Genomic DNA, 21364 nt, shown 5'->3' with positions numbered 1-21364 from the left:
GCTGTCAGTGGGTCATGACTCCGCCGCCCCGCCGAATCCGGCTATCCGCTTGCTGGTCAGCACCCACACGAGAAGCAGATAACCGAGCAGCACACCGAAGTAGACGACGGTCGTGCCGCCGACCGGGCCGAAGAACACCTGCCGCAGCAGCGAAGAGGCGTAGAAGGCGGGGTTCGCCCAGCCGATCCAGACCATGAAGTCCGGCAGCAGATGGGCCGGGACCGCCACCGGCCCGAGCGAGACCATGGCCAGCACGGACAGCAGGCTCAGCGAACCGGCCTCGTCCAGGCTCTTCGCCCGGCTCCCGACCCACGCGCCGATGCCGACGAACGGCAGCACCACGGCGAGCAGCACCGGAACGACCAGCGGCGACAGGCTGACCTTCAGCCCGAGGATCAGCACGCCGAACAGCGTGGTGCACACCAGCGCGGGCAGCGCCAACAAGGTGAACGCGGCCGCCGTGGCGACGATCAGGGCCTGGGGCCGCACCGGCAGCGCGGCGTAGAAGTCGAAGGCGTCGTTGAACTTCATGAACGCGAAGTTGGCGGCGACCTTGTTCTGCGTCTCGAAAAGCAGCGCCAGCGTCAGGCTGCCGACGAACACCTGATGCACCGCCTGGCCGCCCGAGTCCTTGGCGAAAACCCCCATCGCGGCCAGGCTGAGCGTGGGCGCCACCATTCCGGTGATCACCATGGCCCGCCAGGACCAACGCCAGTTGGACAGCTGCACCAGAAACAGGATCCACACCGCACGGTGAAACGGGAGCGGCGCGCGGTCAATTTCCGTATTCAAAATACACTTCTTCTAGCGTCTTGGACTGCAGGCGGAATTCCAGGAATTCATCGAGATCGAGGTCGGAGGTCAGCCGCGCGACATCCGTACGGGAGACCTGCGCGACCACCTTGCCCCGGTGCCGGCTCTGCACCAGGAGATAGTCGGGCAGCTCGGCGGACATCCCGTCACGCAGGGTCAGATGCACGCTCAGCGTCTTGGCCAGCCCGCTCTTCAGCTCCGCCGGCCGCCCCACCGCCACCAGCCTGCCCTCACGGAGGATGCCCACCCGCTCGATCACCTGCTCGGCCTCGAGGGCGTTGTGTGTGATCAGGACGATGGTCCGGCCTTGTTGATGGTTGAGCTCGCGCAGCAGGTCCCAGACCATGCGCCGGCGCGCCGGATCCAGCTCGTTCGTCGGCTCGTCGAGGATCAGCACGGGCAGATCGGCTGCCAGCGCCACCGCCAGCTGCAGCAGCCTGCGCTGCCCGCCGGACATCCGCTGGGCGGCCTTGTCCCGCATCGCCCCGAGGTCCAGCCGCTCGATGAGCTCATCCCGGCGACGCCTGGCCTCCCGCCGCCCGAGCCCCCTCAGATGCGCCGTGACGTAGATCGCCTCGGAGGTCGTCAGGCTGTTGAGGGCGAAGGCGTTCTGGGGCATGTACGACACCCGCATGCTGGTGAACACGGGGTCGGCGAGTACGTCCCTGCCCAGCAGCCGGATGGAGCCCGAGCCGCTCTTCAGCAGTCCCACCATCTGTTTGATCAGGGTGGTTTTGCCGGCGCCATTGCTGCCGAGCATACCGAAGAACTCACCCTGCTCGATGGTGAACGAAATATCGTCGTTCGCCGCCCGGTCGGCACCGGCAAATCTCTTGGTGACGCCGCTGATTTCATAAACGACCTGGCGCTCACCCATCCCGACCCCCTCACCCCGTGAAAAAATTTAGACCGGATGCTAGCAGCTCCACCGAATATCAACAGTTCAACCCTTTGCCATGATCGACTAAAATCCACGCGCCATGGGACTCCTTCAGACGCGGCAGGCACTGCTCAGCCGGCTGCTGCCCGACGATCCACCGGATGAACTCGCCGTCCGCGAAGGGCAGTTCCACCATGTGGTGCTCGGCTCGGACCGCGTCGTATGCCTGCCCCGTACCGCCGCGGCAGCCGCCCGGCTGCCCCGGCGGGCGGCCGTACTGCGCGCGCTCGCCCGACTCGACCTGGGCTTTTGCACACCGGAGCCCCTGGCCGAGGGCGGCGCCCCGGATGCCGGCGAACCGCCGTTCCTGGTGCTCGCCCGCATCCCCGGGGCGCCGCTGGCGAGCGACGCCCTCCGGGACCCCGCCACGGCGGAGTCGGCGGCGACGCAATACGCCGCGCTGCTGACGGCGCTGGCCACGGCCGGGACCCACGAGCAGATACGGGCGGCGCTGCCGCACACGCCACGGGACCAGTGGCAGGAGTTCGCGGCAGGCGTCCGCGCCGAGTTGTTCCCGCTCATGTCGTACGGCGGCCGAGGCTCAGCGGCGTGGTCGACTGGGACGAGGCCGCGCTCGGCGACCCCGCCGAGGACCTCGCGGCCATCGGCGCCGGCCACGGCGAGGACATGCTGAGCCGGGTGCTCGCCCTCGGCGGCCGGCCGGACAGCGGCCTGGCCGACCGTATCTCCGCGATCCGCGGCACCTTCGCCCTCCAGCAGGCCCTCTACGCCGTCCGCGACGGCGACGAGGAAGAGCTGGCGGACGGCCTGACCGGCTACCGCTGAGCACCTGCTGTTTCGGTGCGGTAGGAGTAGCCGGGCTCCGGCTGGGTCCGAAGTAGTGACGGAAGTTGTAGACGGCACAGGCGGTTGTCGGTGGCACCCCCTACGATCGCCGGTCATGGAGATCGACTTCCCGGGGCCCGGGGCCGGGCCGCCGGCATTCGCGCGGGCGTTGCGCGCGGCGGACTGGAACGCGTTCGAACCCGAGCGGGACCTGCCGCCGCTGCGCTCGGCGCTCGCCGAGTGGGAACGCGTCCACGGCGTCACCGAGGCGCACCGGATCGCGACCGAGCACGTCAGAAAGCGCGCGCTGCTGCGCCACCCCGACGTGCACCGGGTCGGGATCACCGCGCAGGCGCTCAGCCCGTCCGGCCGGTACCTCGCGGTCGGCGACTTCGGCGGCGAGGACTACGAGGCCGGTGCGACCCTGCAGATCTGGGAGGTCCCCACCGGACGGTGCGTCAACGTCATCGACCGGATCGTGGGCGGGATCGGCTGGCCCGGCTACGACGAGATGTTGGAGTGGTCGGCCGACGAGACCCGGCTGGCCGTGGAGTACCAGGCCAGCAACGTGGGCGTCTGGGACCCCTTCGGTGCCGACACCGAGCCGATCGCGACCGTCCGCCTTACCTGCAACGGCCGTCCCGACCCGTTCGCGCTCTCGCCCGACGGGCTGCGCGCGTACGTCATGGACGAGACCTCCGAGACCTATGGCTCGATCGTGGAGTTCTCCAGTCTGGAGACCACGACGGTACCGGCGGTGAACGATGAGGAAGAGGAAGAGGAAGAGGAGGACGAAGACGAGGAGGAAGACGAAAGTTTCGTCCTCGACCGGCCGGTCTGGTCCCGGGACGGGACGCGGGTGTACGGGAACCTGCACGACGGGCGGGTCTGCTCGATCGACGTCGCCTCGGGGCAGGTCTCCTGGCTCACCGAGGCCGACCGGATCAGCCGATGGCCGTCCGCCGAGTGGAGCCGGGACGAGCGTCTGGTCGCCTATCACCGGGGCGGCGCACTGGTCATCGCGGACGCGCTGACCGGCAGGCCGGTGGCCGAGACGCCCGGATACCGCGATGAGTCGTACCTGTCGCTCTTCATGTCGTGGGGCCCGCGGCTCGCCGTCGTCGTCCCCGCGAGCTCGCACGCCGACACTCCACGCGTCGGGATCGTGGACCCGACCGGAGAGCATCGCTACGACCTGGACGTGGCCGTGCGGGAACCGGCCCCTGATCTGGACGCCCGGACATGGGCGTGGGAGCCGGACGGCGACCGTGCCGCGTGCCTCACCGTCGGGGACCGGATCGAGATCTGGTCGCTGGGCGAGGAGCGGGGTGAGCGGCTCCACGCCTTTGCCGCGCCCAAGGGGGCGGCAGGCGTGCTCTGGGGGGCCGACGGCGTGCTCGTGGCGCTGGGGCAGAAAATTCTGCGCTTCCTGCGCGCCGACTCCGGCGAGGTGATCGGTGACTTCACGCTGCTCCGGCAGCCGCCCGCGCCGCGCCCCCTGGCGATCGAGGGCGAGGACTGGGGCGAGGACATGTACCCCGAGCCCAATCCCACCTTCGCGCTGGACGAGGAGACATGGGCGGTCGCGTTCCCGATCGGCGTGGTGATCGCTCCTCCCGGCCGGGAGGAGGACCTGGGCGCGACGCTCACCTGGGCCGTCGACCGGCGCTTCGCCTGGCCGGTCCACTGGGGCGGGCTGGACGTCGTTCCGGACGCGCCCGCCGCCGCCGAGCGGGTGCCCGAGCCACTGCGGGAGTACTTGGAGCCGTTCCGCGGCCGGACGATGCCGGCGTCCGGCCCACGGGGATGGCCGCCTCCGAACACCGCCACCGTGGACGACCTGTTCCAGGCATTCCTCAAAGCGGTCGCGGAGTACGGCAACGTCCAGAACCCATGGTCCGGCGAGGCACTCCACGGCGCGGCCCTGATCCGGGCCCGGCGCGGCGAGCCGGACGGAGCCAGGTGGCTGATCGAGGCGTGCCCAAAGGGCCGCAGGGCGTACCTGGCCGCCGAGGCCGCCATGATCCTGGCGGGGGCGGGGCTGCCGGACGACGCCCGCTCGCTGTTCTCCGATCACGAGGCGGCCTGTGAATCCCTCGGGGAGGAGGCCCTGTGGGACGCGATGATGTGGGGCTCGCGGGCTCGTGCGTTGGGCGCCGTCGGCGGCGCCTGTGCGGCGCTGGGCGAGCAGGAGCGCGCTGACCGGTGGTTCGACCGGGCACGGGCGGCGATCCGTGCGGAGGGCGGTTCGTGGGAGCACCGGCTTCCGGTGGTGTGGGCGCAGATGGAGTGCGGGCGCGATGCACAGGCGCGGGCGCTGCTGGACGAGGGCACCGGCGACCCCGGCCACGTTGCCGGTGTTCCCTTCCTCGGCTACGTGCTGCGCAAAGGCCGGGCCGATCTTGCCGAGGCGATCCTGCGCTGCGCCAACAACTGGTTCGGCTCGCACTCCGTGGTGAGGCTCCTCGCCGAGCACGGCCGGCCGCGGCTGCTGCGGGACTGGGCCGACCGCGAGAACCTCTGGGTCGAGGACGACCTTCGCGTCGCCGAACGGAACGCCGCGGGCGGTCGGCCGGACTTGCCCGGTGACGACGACGTCCAGCGGCTCGGCCGGCGCTACGAGGAGGTCGCCCGCATCCCGCCGGCCAAACGCCGGGGGCCGACCGCCGACCTGATCCGGCAGGCTGCGGAGTGCCGCCACCTCAGTGCGGTGCTCGACCTGCTCCCGGCGGTGCCGATGCCGTCCCACGGCGGTATCAGCTCCGACGACCGCCCCTACGTGGCGTTCAGCGCGCTGCGGATCGCCACCACGGGTGTGGACGCCGAGACCTGGTGAGCGATCGTGGTGCCGAAGCGTCGAACGACGCTCCCGAAGGCGGCTACGACCTGCTCGCCACACAGCGGTCGCCCCACCGGCGACGGCAACGCCTTCCACAACGGCCGGACCGAGCCCGTCCGCTGCCGCACGGGCCGTCCGTCGAGCACGAGGAGAATCTCAAGTGACCCCCGCACAGCTTCGCTCCTTCTGCCTCTCCTTCAACGCGGCTGTGGAGGAGTTCCCCTTCCCCAGAGTCCCGGAAGTCTCGGTCTACAAGGTGCGCGGCAAGATGTTCGCCCTGACGACCCTGGAAGCGCGCCCCCTCACGGTCAACCTGAAGTGCGACCCGGAGCAGGCGCTCCGCCTCCGCGCCGAACACCCGGAACTGATCGTTCCGGGGTGGCACATGAACAAGCGCCACTGGAACACGGTGACGGCCGACGCCGAGCTCCCGGACCAGCTGGTCCGGGAGCTCATCGAGGACTCCTACGACCTGGTGGTCGCGGGCCTGCCACGAGCCGAGCGCCTCCGCCTCGACCGCGCCTGAGGCCTTCGCCGAGGCGTCAGTCGCACCGAGGCGGGGTCTCCTTCGTCGCCTTGAAGTACACCGGCGGGAAGTCCGCCGCCTCGAACACCGCCTCGTCCTTCGACAGCAGCGTCATATAGCCCGCGCCGACGGTGTCCCCTTCCGGGATGTCGCCCTCGACCCGCTTGCTGATGCTGGGGCCGACCCCCGAGATCTTCCAGGTCTTGCCGCCGAAGTCCGCCCACTCGATGCCACAGTGGGTGTACATGTCGTATGGGTACGCCACCTGCACCTTCGGGTGCTTCGGCCCCTGTTCCCAGCGCTCCCCGTCCTTGTCCAGCTTCCGCGCCTTCAGCCGCTTCTCGGCGGGCGGCTCCTCCGACGAGCCCCCACCCCCGCCGCACGCCACCCCGCCCAGCGCCAGCATCAACACCAGCACCCCCGCGCGAACTCTGCCCACAGCTGCTCCTCCCCCTTCAGTTTCCGCCCCTGTGACCGTCACTTGCAGGGGGGCGGAGTCTCCATCGTCGCCTTGAAGTACACCGGCGGGAAGTCCGCCGCCTCGAACACCGCCTCGTCCTTCGACAGCAGCGTCATATAGCCCGGCGTGGCGTTGCCCCCTTCCGGGGCATCGCCCTCGACCCGCGTGCTGATGCTGGGGCCGCCCCCGGAGATCTTCCAGGTCTTGCCGCCGAAGTCCGCCCACTCGATGCCACAGTGGGAGTAGAGGTCGTACGGGTACGCCACCTGCACCTTCGGATGCTTCGGGCCCACCTCCCCATCCCCTTCCGACTTCCGGGCCTTCAGCCGCTTCTCGGCGGGCGGCTCCTCCGACGAGCCCCCACCGCCGCCGCACGCCACGCCCCCCAGCGCCAGCATCAACACCAGCGCCCCCGCGCGAACTCTGCCCACAGCTGCCCCCGCCCCTTGAGTCCCGTATCGTGCGGCGCTTCGACGACCGGGAACGACGGCCGGTTCCGCGACATGAACCGCCCCGCCCAGGAGGCGCCGCGATGCCTTCTCGGTCTTCTCCCAACCCCCCGGCCGCCCCAGGGACACATCGGAACGCTGATCGTGCGCGGCGTGAAAAACCTAAAAACCTGATCTCTCAGTTACGGAACCGATCAGGCGCCGCCTCAGGGGAAGGTGAAACCCAGGTGCTCATGCAGTGCCTCGGCCTGCTCGGGCGTGGCGAGGACCATGATGCTGTCGTAGCCGCGGTGCGGCTTGCGTTCGAAGTCGAGGTTGCGCCATGACCGGGGGTCGTCGTCAGCGGCGGTCTCGGCGATGGCCTCGCAGGCCGCCCCCTGGTCGTAGTAGTCGTCCGCGTAGTGCTCGGCGCAGATGGTCACGGGCTCGCCGTTCCGTTCGAACTCCAGATGATCGACGCGGCCGTCCTCCAGATCGCCTTCGCCCTCGACGAGCCGGACGTTGGTGATGGTGACTTTGCCGCCGGCGACCTCGACGGCCTCGTCCAGCAGGTCCGCGTAGTCGTCGTGGATGGAGTCGATGTCGTCGGCGTGGACCGAGACCGCCACGCCGAAGTCTTCGAGGGCACTGGCCGCCTCGTAGTGGTCCACCTCGACGTTCGCGTAGTTGGCGGCCTCTTCGAGGGTGCTGCGCTTCTTCTCCTCGGAGATCATGCCGATCTCGTGCAGGACCCTGCCTATGCGCGTGTACGTGAATGACATGTTCGACACGGCAGGGATCTTGTCAGACGAACGGCCCGCACGCCCCGAACAGGGGCTGACAGGCCGTCGTATCCGTCCTACGGGAACCCTGCCCCGGTTTCCTGTCCCGTCAACCGTGATCGCCTGCCCCGTGCGCCCCGCCCTCGGGAGCATCAACGCAGGTGCGGGGTACTGGCAGCGGTCGTCCAGCGCCTCGGGGCTGCGCGTGAAGGGTCGATGGTCCGAGACGCGTCAGTGGGTGCGGCGTTCCGCCTCCGCCGTGACCGCCAGGGCGACGACGGTCAGCAGGGACAGCAGTGCCCAGGCGGGGGTGAAGCTGCTGGTGAGGTCGGTCAGCAGGCCGAGCACGGGCGGCACCGTGACGATGGCGATCTGGTTGACGGACATGGCCAGCCCCAGGGCGAAGCCGGTCTTGCCCGGTGGGGCCGCTTCGGTGACGTAGGTGACCCACGGGCCGTACCAGCCGAATCCGAAGAAGCCGAGCCAGACGAAGACGCCGGAAGCGACGACCGGTACCCGCCCGGCCGGTGTCATCAGCACGGCCAGCCCGGCGATCACGGCGACCATGCAGACCAGCACGATGGCATAGCGCCCGGACCCGCTCCGGTCGCTCCAGGCCGCCAGGCATATCCGGCCCGCGACGCCCGCACCCTGGGACGCCACCAGGATCAGGGCCGCCTGCCCGGCGCCGACCGAGGACACCTTGTTGAGGTGGAGCACCGTCAGGATGCCCACGCCGTACTGCACCGAGATCAGGCTGGTCCCCGACAGCATGATCTTCGCCGTGGACGGTTCACGGAGCATGCGTAGCCGGGCGCGGAGCTGTGCCGCGAGCGGGTCCGACGCCTCCTTGACCTGCGGGGCGGGCAGTGCGGGCGGGCGACGGTAGCAGCCCATGAAGAGGCCGGCTCCGAGCAGCGCGACAACGCCGCCGGTCAGCAGTGTCGCCCGCCAGCCGAACTCCTCGGCGACGAGCGGGAGTACGGCCGAGGCGAGCGCCGCCCCCAGCGGCAGCCCGGCCTGCCTGATGCCCATCGCGAAGCCGCGCTGTGACGGGTCGAACCAGGAAGCCACCGACTTGCTCCCGCCCGGCTGGACGGTGCTGTATCCCGTGCCGACCACCAGCAGTGCGACCAGCAGGGCCGGGTATCCCGGCGCCAGGCTCCCCGCGCCCAGAGCCAGCGCGACCACGCCGGCCCCGATCCCGACCACCCAGCGCTCGCTGTAGCGGTCCAGCAGCTCGCCGGCCACCAGCAGCCCGGCCAGCGGCACGAGCTGGGCCGCCGAGACCAGCAGACCCAGCTGCGCCGTGCTCAGGTCCAGGGCGCGCTGAAGGTGGACGCCGAGCGCTCCGATGCCGCCCACGAAGAAGCCGGACGCGGCCTGGGTGAAGGTGGCGATGCCCAGCACGAACCAGCGATAGCGCCATGGGTCGCGGGCCTGGGATCCGGCGCGTCCGGCGGTTTGTTGTGTCATGGCGACCACAGTGTTGTAATGGTCTTATGCTGCTCAACCCTTACGGCGAGGATGCGGTGAACCTGGCCGCGGACCTGGCCAACCGCCGGCCTGAGAGCGCGGATGAGCTGGCAGACCGCTGCCGCGCCGCCGGGCTCATGCTGGAGCGCCCGGTGACAGCGGACGATCTCGGCCACGCCCAGGCCGCACTGAACGCGTGGGAGAGGATCGTCGACGCCGCCGGGGAGCAGGAGCGCGCCGATCTGCTGAACCGGATGCTGGCCGAGGCCGCGGCCTACCCGCGGCTGACCTCCCACCCCGGTACCGGCTGGCATCTGCACTACCGGGACGCGGAACAGCCGCTCGGCTCCGTACTGTTCACGCTGTTCGCGGTCGGTACCGCGCTGCATCTGGCGGGCCGGGGCATGCACCGGCTGCGGCGCTGCGAGGTGACCGAGTGCGACAGGGCCTTCGCCGACACCTCGCGCACCGGACGGCAGCGCTACTGCTCGCAGCGCTGCGCCAACCGCGACGCCGTCCGCAGGCACCGGGCGCGGGCCGCGGTCACCTGACCAGCTGAACAGCCCCCGGCATCGCGCCGGGGGCTGTGTTGTATGTGCGGGTCAGCGGCCGTTAGGGAAGGTTCCTCGCCATCACGATCCGCTGAACCTGATTCGTGCCCTCATAAATCTGGGTGATCTTGGCGTCGCGCATCATGCGCTCCACCGGGTAGTCGCGGGTGTAGCCGTAGCCGCCGAGGAGTTGGACGGCGTCGGTGGTGATCTCCATGGCGGCATCGGACGCGTAGCACTTGGCCGCCGCGCCGAAGAAGGTCAGGGCCTCCTTCTCACCTCCGGCGGCAACGCGCTCGGACTTGGCGGCGGCCGCGTACGTGAGCTGGCGGGCGGCCTCGAGCTTCATGGCCATGTCGGCGAGCATGAACTGGATGCCCTGGAAGTCGGCGATGGGCTTGCCGAACTGCTTGCGCTCCTGGACATAGCCCTTGGCGTAGTCGAGGGCGCCCTGGGCGATGCCGAGGGCCTGGGCGGCGATGGTGATGCGGGTGTGGTCGAGGGTCTTCATGGCGGTGGCGAAGCCGGTGCCCTCGGGGCCGATCATGCGGTCGGCGGGGATGCGGACGTTGTCGAGGTAGACCTCGCGGGTCGGGGAGCCCTTGATGCCGAGCTTCTTCTCGGGGGCGCCGAAGGAGACGCCGGGGTCGGACTTCTCGACGACGAAGGCGGATATGCCCTTGGAGCGCTTCTCGGGGTCGGTCACGGCCATGACGGTGTAGTACTCGGAGACCCCGGCGTTGGTGATCCAGCGCTTGACGCCGTTGAGGACGTAGTGGTCGCCGTCGCGCACGGCCTTGGTCTTCATGCCGGCCGCGTCGGAGCCCGCGTCCGGCTCGCTCAGGCAGTACGAGAACATCGCGTCGCCCTTGGCCAGCGGCGCCAGGTACCTCTTCTTCAGCTCCTCGGAGCCGGAGAGGATCACCGGGAGGGAGCCCAGCTTGTTGACGGCCGGAATCAGGGAGGAGGACGCGCAGACGCGGGCGACCTCCTCGATGACGATCACGGTCGCGAGGGCGTCCGCGCCCGCGCCGCCGTACGACTCGGGTACGTGCACCGCGTGCAGGTCATTGGCGACCAGGGCGTCCAGCGCCTCCTGAGGGAATCGGCCCTCCTCGTCGACCTCTGCCGCATGGGGGGCGATCTTCGCCTCGGCGAGCGAGCGCACCGACTCGCGGAGCATGTCGTGCTCCTCCAGCGGCCGGTACAGGTCGAAGTCCACGGATCCCGCCAAGATCTTCTCACTCCCCTGAGTGCTAACTACCGTTAAGTAACTGAATTCTAGAGCGCCCTTTGAAGCAGGTACAGGTGACTTTGCCGACAGCGGACGGCAGGAAACGGCAGGGCGGGGGCGGGGAGAAGGGCAGCGGATCGGAACTCGCGCGTGGGCGCGACTATGCTCATGCAGCGCATCCCGCCCGCACGCCTACAGGAGCACGCATGGCCCTCAAGATCACCGTGATCGGCACCGGCTACCTGGGCGCCACACACGCCGCGGCCATGGCCGAGCTCGGCTTCGAGGTGCTTGGCCTGGACGTCGTCCCCGAGAAGATCGAGACGCTCACGGCGGGCAGGGCGCCGATGTACGAGCCGGGTCTGGAGGAGCTGCTGCGGCGGCATGTCGCGGGGTTCGAGGGATCCACCGGGCGGCTGCGCTTCACCACCTCCTACGAGGAGGTCGGCGAGTTCGGCGACATCCACTTCGTCTGCGTGAACACTCCGCAGAAGCACGGCGAGTACGCGTGCGACATGAGTTACGTCGACGCCGCCGTCGATTCGCTCGCCCCTCATCTGCGCCGTCCGGCCCTGGTGGTGGGCAAGTCCACCGTCCCCGTCGGCAGCGCGGTCCGGCTCGCGGCCCGGCTGGCGGAGCTGGCCCCGGCGGGGGCGGACGCCGAGCTGGCGTGGAACCCGGAGTTCCTGCGCGAGGGCTTCGCCGTGCAGGACACCCTGCACCCGGACCGCATCGTGGTCGGTGTGACGAGCGAGCGGGCCGAGAAGCAGCTCCGCGAGGTGTACGGGACGCCGCTCGCCGAGGGCTCGCCCTTCGTCGTCACCGACTACCCGACCGCCGAGCTGGTGAAGACCGCGGCGAACTCCTTCCTCGCGACCAAGATCTCGTTCATCAACGCCATGGCCGAGGTCTGCGAGGCGTCGGACGGCGATGTGGTCAAGCTCGCCGAGGCCATCGGCCACGACGAGCGGATCGGGAAGAAGTTCCTGCGGGCCGGGATCGGCTTCGGCGGCGGCTGTCTGCCCAAGGACATCCGGGCCTTCATGGCGCGCGCCGGCGAGCTCGGCGCGGACCAGGCGCTGACCTTCCTGCGCGAGGTCGACTCGATCAACATGCGGCGGCGCGGCCACATGGTCGAGCTGGCCCGCGAGGCCGTCGGCGGCAGCTTCCTCGGCAAGCGCGTCGCGGTGCTGGGGGCGACTTTCAAGCCGGACTCGGATGACGTACGGGACTCCCCCGCGCTCAACGTCGCCGGCCAGATCCACCTCCAGGGCGCCCAGGTCACCGTCTTCGACCCCAAGGGCATGGACAACGCGCGAGCCCTCTTCCCGACCCTCGCCTACGCCCCCAGCGCGCTGGAGGCCGCGCGGGGCGCGCACGCGGTGCTGCATCTGACCGAGTGGGCCGAGTTCCGTGAGCTGGACCCGGCGGCGCTGGGCGGGGCCGTCGCGGAGCGCCGGATCCTGGACGGGCGCAACGCGCTCGACCCGGAGCGGTGGCGCGAGGCCGGCTGGACCTACCGGGCGCTGGGCCGCCCCACGGCCTGACCACCTCCCGGAGGTTTGCGGCGGCTCCCCCTGTCAACCCGTACGGCTCCCGGCCTACGGAGGAGCCATGACCGTCGCCTTTGTGAATGTCGTCGCGCTCGACGCCCCCGACCCGACCGCGCTCGCCCGCTTCTACCAGCAGATCGTCGGCGGGGAGATCAAGGGCGAGGGCGAGCGGTGGGTGGATCTGATCGGGACGCAGGGCGGCGTCCGGCTGGCGTTCCAGGAGGCGCCCGGCCTGGTGCCGCCGAGCTGGCCGGGCGAGGGCTCCTCGCAGCAGCTGCACCTCGATCTGAACGTCACCTGCGACATCGCCGAGGCGGAGGATCGGGTGCTGGCACTCGGGGCACGGGCTCTGGACACCGACGACCAGGGCGGGAAGCGGGACTTCCGCGTCTATGCGGACCCCGCCGGACACCCCTTCTGCCTGTGCCGTGAGTGAGGGCCCTGAGTGAGAGCCCTGAGTGAGGGCCGTGACTGACGCCGGGGTCAGGCGTCCCCGGCGTCAGTCACCCGCGGCGTCCAGCTCGTCGATCGTGGCGAGGGAGGGCCCCCGATGGGCGCTGAGATCCCGCGCCACCGCCTCCGCGTCACGCACCACCCGCACCGCGTTCTGCCAGGTCAGCTTGGCCAGGTCGGCCTCGGACCAGTGGCGCTCCAGCAGCTCGGCGATCAGGTTCGGATAGCCCGCGACATCCGCGAGGTCCTCGGGGACGAAGGGCGTGCCGTCGTAGTCGCCGCCGATGCCGAGGTGGTCGATGCCCGCCACCTCCCGCATGTGGTCGAGGTGGTCGGCGACGGTGGCGGCCGTGGCCACCGGGCGGGGGTTGGCCTCCTCGTACGCCTGGTGGACCTTTATGGCCTCGGGCGTGGTGGCCAGCGGGTCCAGGCCGTGGGCGCGCAGGTTCTCCTCCGCCGCCCGCGTCCACGCCACGGCCTCCGGCAGCACGAACTTCGGGACGAACGTGACCATCGCCACACCGCCGTTGGCGGGCAGCTGGGCGAGCACGTCGTCCGGGATGTTGCGCGGGTGGTCGCATACGGCGCGCGCCGAGGAGTGCGAGAAGACGACGGGGGCGTCGGTCACCCGCAGAGCGTCCCGCATGGTGTCCGCCGAGACGTGCGAGAGGTCGACGAGCATGCCGAGCCGGTTCATCTCCCGGACGACCTCCTCACCGAAGCGGGTGAGGCCATGGGCGCGCGGCTCGTCGGTCGCCGAGTCCGCCCACGGGGTGTTGTCGTTGTGGGTGAGCGTCATATAGCGCACACCCAGTTCGTACAGCGCGCGCAGGGTGGCGAGTGAGCAGTTGATGCTGTGGCCACCCTCCGCGCCCATGAGGGAGGCGATCCGGCCCTCGGCCCGCGCCGCCTCCATGTCGGCGGCGGTGTGGGCGAGCCGCAGGTCGGAGCCGTAGCGGTCGGCGAGCCGGCGTACCGCGTCGATCTGTTCGAGGGTGGCGCTGACCGCGGCGTCGCCGCTGAGGCGCGAGGGTACGTAGACGGACCAGAACTGCGCGCCCACGCCGCCCTCCCGCAGCCGGGGGATGTCGGTGTGCAGGTGGGCGCGCTGGTCGAGGGCGATATCGCGCCGGTCGAGGTCGTAGCGGACCTGCTCGCGCAGGGCCCACGGGAGGTCGTTGTGGCCGTCGACGACGGGGTGGGCGGCCAGCAGTGCACGGGCTTGCGCGAGTCGGTCGGTCATTCCCCCATCCTCTTACGAGGCCCGGCCCAAGTCACGGGGGCCACGGTCCGACGCGTCCCGCGTACCTCGCATGCCCCCGTCGCCTCGTGCGCCCCTCCCGCTACTTCCCGAAGCCGAACGACCCCGCGCTGTCCACCTTGGCCCGCAGCCGCTTGCCCTTCTGCGTCGCCTGCTCGTTCAGCTCCTCCTGGAAGTCACGCATCCGGGCGAGCAGTTCGGGGTCGTGGGCGGCCAGCATGCGGGCGGCCAGCAGCCCGGCGTTGCGGGCGCCGCCGACGGAGACGGTGGCCACGGGCACGCCCGCGGGCATCTGGACGATCGACAGCAGCGAGTCCATCCCGTCCAGGTACTTCAGCGGGACCGGCACGCCGATCACCGGCAGCGGGGTGACGGAGGCCAGCATGCCCGGGAGGTGGGCGGCGCCGCCGGCGCCCGCGATGATCGACTTGAGGCCGCGGGGCGCCGCGTTCTCGCCGTACGCGACCATCTCGCGCGGCATGCGGTGGGCGGAGACGACATCCACCTCGTAGGGGATCTCGAACTCGTCGAGGGCCTTCGCCGCCTCCTCCATCACGGGCCAGTCGGAGTCGGAACCCATGACGATGCCGACGACGGGGGCGCTGGGGCTGCTCATTCGGTGATGGTCCCTCGGAGGTAGTCGGCGGCGTGGCGGCCGCGCTCGCGCACGTCGGCCAGGTCGTCGCCGTAGGTGTTGACGTGGCCGACCTTGCGGCCGGGCTTCACATCCTTGCCGTACATATGGATCTTCAGGGCCGGGTCGCGCGCCATGCAGTGCAGATACGCGGTGTACATGTCGGGGAAGTCGCCACCGAGCACATTGGTCATCACGGTCCATGTGGCGCGCGGGCGCGGGTCGCCGAGCGGCAGGTCGAGCACGGCGCGCACATGGTTGGCGAACTGGGAGGTGACGGCGCCGTCCTGGGTCCAGTGGCCGGAATTGTGCGGGCGCATCGCCAGCTCATTGACCAGCAGCCGCCCGTCCCGGGTCTCGAAGAGCTCGACCGCGAGATGGCCGACGACCCCGAGCTCCGCCGCGATCTTCAGCGCCATCTCCTGGGCCTGCCCGGACAGCCCGTCGGACAGCCCGGGGGCCGGGGCGATCACGGTGTCGCAGACCCCGTTCACCTGGATCGACTCGACGACGGGGTAGGCGACGGCCTGGCCGTGCGGGGACCGTACGACATTGGCGGCGAGCTCGCGGGCGAAGTCGACCTTCTCCTCGGCGAGGACCGGCACCCCGGCGCGGAAGGGCTCGGCCGCCTCCTCGGCGTCGCCGACGACCCACACCCCCTTGCCGTCGTACCCGCCGCGCACCGTCTTCAGGACGACTGGAAAGCCTGTGCTTTCTCCCGCCGCCCCACCCAGCCCTTCGGCGGCGAACCGCTCGACGTCGGCGGGGTCGGCCACGATGCGGTGGCGGGGGCAGGGCACCCCGGCCGCGCGCAGCCGCTCCCGCATCACGCCCTTGTCCTGGGCGTGCAGCAGCGCCTCGACGCCGGGGCGGATGACGACGCCGTCCGCCTCCAGGGCGCGCAGATGCTCGGCCGGAACGTGCTCGTGGTCGAAGGTGACCACGTCACAGCCTTGTGCGAAAGCACGAAGGGTCTCCAGGTCGCGGTAGTCGCCCACCACGACGTCGCTGACCACCTGGGCCGCCGAGTCCTGGCGGGTGTCACTGAGCAGCTTGAACCTGATGCCGAGGGGGATGCCCGCCTCGTGGGTCATACGGGCGAGCTGGCCGCCGCCGACCATGCCGACTACCGGGAATGTCACGCCCACAAGGGTAGCTTCCCGGCCAGGCGGCCCTCGGGGAGCGTATCCGGGGCCCGCCTCGGCAGATCTATTGGATGTGCCTCCACGACGTTATGATCTGCGTGCATTCGACATGGACCTGACGAGCAAGGTTCGACGTGAACCTGCCGCGCGCGTCCTCAGGGGGAAGCCGAATGACGACGGGCAGGCTGAGAGAGAAGTTCACCGACAACCAGGACGGGCTGAACAAGCTGCACAAGCGCGTCCAGGCGATCCAGGTGGACCCCGATTCATTCGACGATCAGATGAGGGTTCGCAACGACCTGGCCGGCGCGATCACCGAGGCGCGGGAGTTCTCCGCCCCGCACGGCAGCCCGGACCACATCGACGGCGTCGCGGCGCGCTACGGCAAAGCGGCCGCGATTGTGGACAGGGCTCAGGGCGATCTGCGGAAGGTCGCCAAGGACGGGCTGCCCGCCGTGTGGGTGGGCACCGCCGGGGCGAAGGCGAGCGAGGTCATCAGCGCCGCCTCGTACTCGGCCGATCAGATGGCCCAGAAGTTCCAGGAGGCCGTACCCGTGCTGAAGGCCCTCTCCATGGGCATCGGCAAGGCCCAGGCGAGGCACGACTACGGGCTCACCGCGCTCGAGGTGGCGGCGTCGATCCTGAACAACGGCGACTTCATCATGCCGCCCGACGAGCTGCGCGAGGCCAAGACCGCCATCCTCGACGGCGTCTCCTACATGAGCGAGGCCGCCGGCCAGGCCAAGGCGGCCGGCATCGAGGCCCAGAAGGCGCTCACCAAGCTGGCGTCCGAGGCCCGGGCCCGGAAGGTCACCGCCGACGGGCTCACCGACGCCGACCAGCTCGTTCTCGCCGACGCCGCCGCCCCCGGCGGCCCCGCCGACCTCAATGAGATCCTCACCGCCAACGAACTGGGGCGCTCCTCCGAGTTCATGGACAAGATGAGCGCGCACGACAAGGCGGAGTTCGACCGGCTGCTGTCCTCCGCCAAGTCCCCGCAGGAGCGGGCGTATCTGATGAAGGCCCTGGCCGCAGGACACGGTCTGAAGGAGATCGACCGCTTCGCCCAGCAGATCCACGGCCAGTCGCCGCAGTGGCTGAGCGACCGCCTCACCCCTGTCGTCATCCAGAGCACCGACGCCGGTACCAACCAGGTGACCTACCAGGGCGCCAAGTGGACCCAGGGCGGGGACGGGACGTGCGTCGCCTCGTCCACCCTCAACGCCCGGGCGATGATCGACCCCTTGTACGCCTTCCAGCTCACGACCGGCGGCCATCCCGGCGACCCCAAGTACGACAACCCCGACGCGTTCCGCGAGCGCCTGCGGGATGAGCAACACCGCGCCCACTACGCGGCCGGCGGCGATCCGCTCCCCGACGGCGGCGGCATAACCTGGGCCGAACGGGAAAAATACCTCGACAACCCCGAGTTGGGCGCCCGCACCGGTACGGAGTACTCCACGCGGCAGATGTACAACGCCGAGGACCGTCGCGCGTCCCTGGTCGACGTCGAGAGGCAGCTCGACAACGGCCTGCCCGTCCAGGTCGCCGTCAGGGGCTCCACCGGCTCCCACGCGATGATGATCGTCGGGCACGAGGGCGACAGACTCCAGGTCTACAACCCGTGGGGCACCACCACCTGGATCAGCGAGGACGACTTCATCCACAACAGGATGGGTTACACGAACAACGGTTACTTCCCGGAAGCCTACTCCCTCACCGTACCGAAATGATCATGAGCACAATCACTCTCCGCCTCTCCGCCCTGCTCGTCTCCTGCCTCGCGCTGGGCGCGGCGGGCTGCCAGTCGGACGACGCCTCCCCCGCCAAGTCCGCGGGCCCCTCGTCGTCCTCGACCTCACCCTCGTCCTCCCCCTCGTCATCCTCCGACCCGGTCCCCGCCGGTCTCGGCACGGTCCACCAGGACCGGGCCGACTCCAAGGACCTTGACCGCACCGAGGGCCCGATCACCGTCAAGCGCGGCGAGCGGTTCTCGATCGCCATGCGGCAGAACATCTCCGCACGCGCCGACTGGAGCGTGGCCAAGCCGGGCCCGTCCGCTGCGGTGCTGCGCAAGGTCGGTGAGAGCTCGTACCAGACCGCCCGGGAGAAGGAACTCGTCGGCGGGGGCCACACCAAGTACTTCACCTTCGAGGCGCTGAAGGCCGGAAAGACCAACATCGTCCTCGCCAACTCCTTCGGCACGGACAAGTCCGCCGGCGGCTACTCCCCCGACCTTCCCCACACCGTCACCTACCGGGTGACCGTGACCGGGTGACCGTGGGCTGATCCGGCGTCCCGGGAGCGACTCCCCTGACCTGCCCGTCCCGCTCTCAGCCACGATGGTTAGGATTCGGCCGTATTTGACGCGGACCCGCCGCGTCTACTTTCTCGGGGGAGGCCTTTATGGGACAGAACAAGGACCTCGGCATCCAGCACGGCGGCGCGCTCAGCCAGGGGGAGCGCCTGGGGCTCGCCGCCGATGACATCCAGTCGGCCAAGGGGCTGCTGGAGCAGGGCGACGGCGGGTTCCCCGGGTTCGGCGGCCTCCTCGAACTTCCCTCCGCCCTCATGCACTTCGGCGAGTACGGGGCCGCGCCCGCCTTCAACGACTTCTCCGACGCCTGGATCGCCGAGTGCAAGACCCTTGAAGGCGCCGTGCGCGAGCTCCAGAAGAAGATCGGGGTCAGTTCGAAGGCCTACCGCGGAACCGATCTGGCCAGAAAGAGCGACTTCAGCGCCATCGACCGCTACTCGCAGAACTCCTGAGGGGCAGGGCGCACATGGCCGGGCAGCAGAGCAAAACGCAGCATGAGTCACAGGATCCGACCAAGCGACAGAAGCTGGACACACTGCACAAACACGTGCAGGCCCTGAAGCTTTCGGACGACGCGACGTTCGCGTTCTGCCTGGCGCTGTCCGACGCGATCGGCAAGGCACGGGACACTCCGACGCCCATCGGTGACCCGGACCACATCGACGGCGTCGCGGCGCGCTACACGCGGGCCGCGGAACTCCTGGAGTCCGCGCAGGGCGACCTGGCGAAGGTGGCGAAGGCCGGACTGCCCGCGGTGTGGGTGGGCACGGCCGGGGAGAAGGCGAGCCAGGTCGTGGGCGCCGCCTCGCGCTCCACCGACGAGACGGCCGAAAAGCTCCGGGAGGCCGTGCCGGTGCTGCGGCAACTGGCCATAGACATCGGAGCGGCGCAGGCGACGGACGAATACGCGCGCGTCGCGCTGGACTACGCGAAGTCGCTGTGCGGCCCCTTCTTCAACGACCGCGAACAGCTCTTGGAAGCCAAGAAGGCCACCCTCGACGGCATCACGTACCTGATCGAGGCGGACGACCGGGCCAAGGACGGCGGGAAGAAGGCGGCGGTGAAGCTCAGCAAGCTGGCCGCCCAGGCCCGGACCCGGAAGGTCACCGCGGACGGCCTCACCGACGCGGACCGGCTGGTCATCGCCGACGCGGCGGACCCGGGCGGCCCCGCGGACCTCAACGAGATCCTCAGCACCAACGAACTGGAGCGCTCCGCGCAGTTCAGGGACAAGCTGAGCGCTCAAGACCAGGCCGAGTTCGACCGGCTGGTCTCCCGCGCCAAGTCCCCGGAGGAGGGGGCGTATCTGATGAAGGCCCTGGCCGCCGGATACGACATCAAGACGCTGCGGTCCTTCGGCGAGGACATCCACGGCCGGGACGCGACCTGGCTGCGCGAACACCTCGCGCCGTTCCACACCAGCGGGGACACCAGGGTCGGCGTGGACTCCGCGGCCGAATTCGATGTCCCCGGCGCCAAGGGGGCGGAGTGGACGCAGGGCAAGAACGGAACCTGCGTGGCCTCGTCCACCGTCGCGGCCCGCGCCCTGGTCGACCCCGTCTACACGCTGCGGCTGACCACCGGCGGGCACCCCGGCGACCCGGCGTACGACAGCCCCGCCGCGTTCGAGAAGCGGCTCCTCAAGGAGCAGATCCGGGTCCACAAGGAGGGCGACGGCGGCCCCCTCCCCGACGCCGGCATGGACCTGACGGGCAAACACAAGGTCATCAACGACGAGATCGCCCCGCACACCGGCGCCACCTACGAGCAGCGCGAGGTACGCACCGCGGACTCCCGGCGCGAGGCCCTGCCGCTGATCGAGGAGGCGGTGGACGAGGGCAAGCCCGTCCCGATCGGTGTCCAGGGGTTCGACACCGTCGACGGGGAGCGGGTCCCGGTGGGGCACGCGATGATGATCGTGGGCCACGAGGGCGACAAGCTGGAGGTCTACAACCCCTGGGGGTTCACCACCTGGGTCAGCGAGGACGACTTCGTGAACAACCACATGGACAAGGCTTCGGACAAGCGCCTGCCGACCGCCTATGAATACAGTCTGCCGAAGTGACCAGCACCACCCGTCGCCGACCGGGAAACCGACCGGGTGACCGTCTGCGGACCGGTCGGCCGACATTGAGCGAGACCTCATGACACACCAGAACATGACCGACGAGGAGCTGCTCGCCCTCGACGTCCCCCTGATGATCCGCTACGGGCTGATGTTCGGCGGCGCGCACCGCACCGCGCTCTTCGGGGACGGGGCGATCGCCGCGGCGCTCGGGGCGGAGCGGCTGGGGGTGCTGCCGCGGTCGGTGGCGTACCTCGGGGAGGTGGTGCGGCGCGGTGGCACCCGGATGGCCTCGGAGCTGCCGGAGCCGCTGCCCGGGGCCGAGGCAGGCGCGCTGGCGCGCGACTGGCTGGAGGCGGCCGCGCCCGCGGCGAAGGGCGTGGCGGGGGACGAGAGCGTGGCGCGGTGGCTGGAGGCGGTGGCCGCGGTGCTTGAGCTGCGGGTGCGCACCCGTGGTGGGCAGGTGTGAGATCGGTGAGAAAAGGCCGGTTCCGCCATACCGACGGGCGGGTTGTCCGGCCGCTGGTTAGCATGGGCGGAGTTGTCGATGCCGATCGGACGGGGCTGAGTAGTCGCCATGAGTGAACAGCGCACGATCGGCAGGCTGCGCGCACGAGTGGACCAACTCGCCCATGAGGTCCTCAAGTTCGGCGCCGTCGGCGGCGCCGGTGTCTTCGTCAACCTGGGCGTTTTCAACCTGATCAAGCACATCAGCGAACTGCCCACGGTACGAGCCAGCATCGTGGCGACCGTCGTCGCCACCCTTTTCAACTACCTGGGCTACCGGTACTTCACCTACCGGGACCGCGACAATCAGGGGCGCACCAAGGAACTGACCCTCTTCCTGCTGTTCAGCGCGGTCGGCCTGGTGATCGAGAACGGCGTTCTCTACGCGGCGACGTACGGCTTCGGCTGGGACAGCCAACTGCAGAACAACGTGTTCAAGTTCCTCGGCATCGGTATCGCCACGCTCTTCCGGTTCTGGTCCTACCGCACGTGGGTGTTCCGCGCGCTGCCCGCCCGGGAGGCCGTGGAGACCGCCGAGTCCTTCCTCTCCGAGGCGCGCGACCAGACCGCCCGGAAGTAGGCGTCAGCAGGAGG

At 70.1% G+C, this 21364-nt stretch carries 21 protein-coding genes and 1 pseudogene; 12 read left to right on the top strand and 10 right to left on the bottom strand.

The window, feature by feature from the left end; translation table 11 throughout:
• Positions 1-12 precede the first annotated feature (12 nt).
• Both PV419_RS35635 and PV419_RS35630 read right to left on the bottom strand, forming a co-directional pair.
• Complete coding sequence (locus PV419_RS35635) at positions 13-747, bottom strand: ABC transporter permease (RefSeq protein WP_319696049.1); 735 nt, start codon at positions 745-747, stop codon at positions 13-15.
• A gap of 28 nt (positions 748-775) precedes the next feature.
• Positions 776-1690: an ABC transporter ATP-binding protein gene (locus tag PV419_RS35630; protein WP_319696043.1), complete on the bottom strand. Its 915-nt coding sequence runs from the start codon at positions 1688-1690 to the stop codon at positions 776-778.
• Positions 1691-1793: 103 nt separating this feature from the next.
• On the opposite strand from PV419_RS35630, the pseudogene PV419_RS35625 reads away from it, so the two are divergent.
• The 3 genes and pseudogenes from PV419_RS35625 to PV419_RS35615 all read left to right on the top strand — a co-directional run bounded on the left by PV419_RS35625 (position 1794) and on the right by PV419_RS35615 (position 5904).
• Positions 1794-2539: pseudogene (locus PV419_RS35625) on the top strand (phosphotransferase).
• A 115-nt stretch (positions 2540-2654) separates the two neighbouring features.
• Entirely contained in the window at positions 2655-5375 is a 2721-nt protein-coding gene (locus tag PV419_RS35620; protein ID WP_319696037.1) for a hypothetical protein, read from the top strand.
• Positions 5376-5538: 163 nt separating this feature from the next.
• Positions 5539-5904 carry an MmcQ/YjbR family DNA-binding protein gene (locus PV419_RS35615; RefSeq protein WP_319696035.1) on the top strand — a complete coding sequence of 122 codons (366 nt, stop codon included), beginning with the start codon at positions 5539-5541 and terminating at the stop codon, positions 5902-5904.
• 16 nt (positions 5905-5920) lie between these two features.
• Here the strand turns inward: PV419_RS35615 and PV419_RS35610 are convergent, their stop codons facing one another.
• The 4 genes from PV419_RS35610 to PV419_RS35595 form a co-directional block, all read right to left on the bottom strand.
• Positions 5921-6343, bottom strand: a complete 423-nt coding sequence (locus PV419_RS35610) for a hypothetical protein (protein WP_319696033.1) — start codon at positions 6341-6343, stop codon at positions 5921-5923.
• A 38-nt stretch (positions 6344-6381) separates the two neighbouring features.
• Positions 6382-6795 carry a hypothetical protein gene (locus PV419_RS35605; RefSeq protein WP_319696031.1) on the bottom strand — a complete coding sequence of 138 codons (414 nt, stop codon included), beginning with the start codon at positions 6793-6795 and terminating at the stop codon, positions 6382-6384.
• Between the two features lie 224 nt (positions 6796-7019).
• Positions 7020-7574, bottom strand: a complete 555-nt coding sequence (locus PV419_RS35600; protein WP_319696030.1) for a hypothetical protein — start codon at positions 7572-7574, stop codon at positions 7020-7022.
• 231 nt (positions 7575-7805) lie between these two features.
• The gene (locus PV419_RS35595; RefSeq protein WP_319696028.1) at positions 7806-9050 is read right to left on the bottom strand and encodes an MFS transporter; all 1245 of its coding nucleotides are present in this window, start codon (positions 9048-9050) and stop codon (positions 7806-7808) included.
• A gap of 26 nt (positions 9051-9076) precedes the next feature.
• Here PV419_RS35595 and PV419_RS35590 point away from each other — a divergent pair, with 26 nt between their 5' ends.
• On the top strand, positions 9077-9601 hold the full coding sequence (locus PV419_RS35590; protein ID WP_319696026.1) for a CGNR zinc finger domain-containing protein: 525 nt from the start codon (positions 9077-9079) through the stop codon (positions 9599-9601).
• Between the two features lie 61 nt (positions 9602-9662).
• Here the strand turns inward: PV419_RS35590 and PV419_RS35585 are convergent, their stop codons facing one another.
• Positions 9663-10835, bottom strand: coding sequence for an acyl-CoA dehydrogenase (locus tag PV419_RS35585; RefSeq protein ID WP_319696024.1), 1173 nt, complete (start codon positions 10833-10835; stop codon positions 9663-9665).
• Positions 10836-11041: 206 nt separating this feature from the next.
• Between PV419_RS35585 and PV419_RS35580 the strand changes: the two genes are divergently transcribed.
• A complete protein-coding gene (locus tag PV419_RS35580) occupies positions 11042-12382 on the top strand; it encodes a UDP-glucose/GDP-mannose dehydrogenase family protein (RefSeq protein WP_319696022.1) in 1341 nt (446 codons plus the stop codon).
• Positions 12383-12449: 67 nt separating this feature from the next.
• Positions 12450-12824 (top strand): VOC family protein, encoded by a 375-nt coding sequence (locus PV419_RS35575; RefSeq protein ID WP_319696020.1) that lies wholly within the window; start codon positions 12450-12452, stop codon positions 12822-12824.
• 63 nt (positions 12825-12887) lie between these two features.
• Here the strand turns inward: PV419_RS35575 and PV419_RS35570 are convergent, their stop codons facing one another.
• The 3 genes from PV419_RS35570 to PV419_RS35560 form a co-directional block, all read right to left on the bottom strand.
• Entirely contained in the window at positions 12888-14084 is a 1197-nt protein-coding gene (locus tag PV419_RS35570; RefSeq protein WP_319696018.1) for a dipeptidase, read from the bottom strand.
• 100 nt (positions 14085-14184) lie between these two features.
• Positions 14185-14718, bottom strand: coding sequence for a 5-(carboxyamino)imidazole ribonucleotide mutase (purE, locus tag PV419_RS35565; protein ID WP_319696016.1), 534 nt, complete (start codon positions 14716-14718; stop codon positions 14185-14187).
• Positions 14715-15857 carry a 5-(carboxyamino)imidazole ribonucleotide synthase gene (locus PV419_RS35560; RefSeq protein ID WP_415925450.1) on the bottom strand — a complete coding sequence of 381 codons (1143 nt, stop codon included), beginning with the start codon at positions 15855-15857 and terminating at the stop codon, positions 14715-14717. The genes purE and PV419_RS35560 overlap by 4 nt, the downstream gene beginning before the upstream one ends.
• A gap of 194 nt (positions 15858-16051) precedes the next feature.
• Between PV419_RS35560 and PV419_RS35555 the strand changes: the two genes are divergently transcribed.
• The 6 genes from PV419_RS35555 (at position 16052) to PV419_RS35530 (ending at position 21350) form a co-directional block, all read left to right on the top strand.
• Positions 16052-17614, top strand: coding sequence for a peptidoglycan-binding protein (locus PV419_RS35555; RefSeq protein WP_319696013.1), 1563 nt, complete (start codon positions 16052-16054; stop codon positions 17612-17614).
• A 2-nt stretch (positions 17615-17616) separates the two neighbouring features.
• Positions 17617-18159: a protease inhibitor I42 family protein gene (locus PV419_RS35550; RefSeq protein WP_319696011.1), complete on the top strand. Its 543-nt coding sequence runs from the start codon at positions 17617-17619 to the stop codon at positions 18157-18159.
• A 128-nt stretch (positions 18160-18287) separates the two neighbouring features.
• Entirely contained in the window at positions 18288-18650 is a 363-nt protein-coding gene (locus PV419_RS35545; protein ID WP_319696009.1) for a hypothetical protein, read from the top strand.
• A gap of 95 nt (positions 18651-18745) precedes the next feature.
• Positions 18746-20263, top strand: coding sequence for a peptidoglycan-binding protein (locus PV419_RS35540; RefSeq protein WP_319696008.1), 1518 nt, complete (start codon positions 18746-18748; stop codon positions 20261-20263).
• Between the two features lie 79 nt (positions 20264-20342).
• On the top strand, positions 20343-20732 hold the full coding sequence (locus tag PV419_RS35535) for a hypothetical protein (protein ID WP_319696006.1): 390 nt from the start codon (positions 20343-20345) through the stop codon (positions 20730-20732).
• 108 nt (positions 20733-20840) lie between these two features.
• Positions 20841-21350, top strand: coding sequence for a GtrA family protein (locus tag PV419_RS35530; protein WP_319696005.1), 510 nt, complete (start codon positions 20841-20843; stop codon positions 21348-21350).
• Positions 21351-21364: the final 14 nt, after the last annotated feature.

Source organism: Streptomyces sp. ME19-01-6 (assembly GCF_033793745.1).
Lineage (GTDB): Bacteria > Actinomycetota > Actinomycetes > Streptomycetales > Streptomycetaceae > Streptomyces.
Note: the sequence above shows the minus strand (reverse complement) of the source record. Positions and strands in the feature narration are given on the sequence as shown.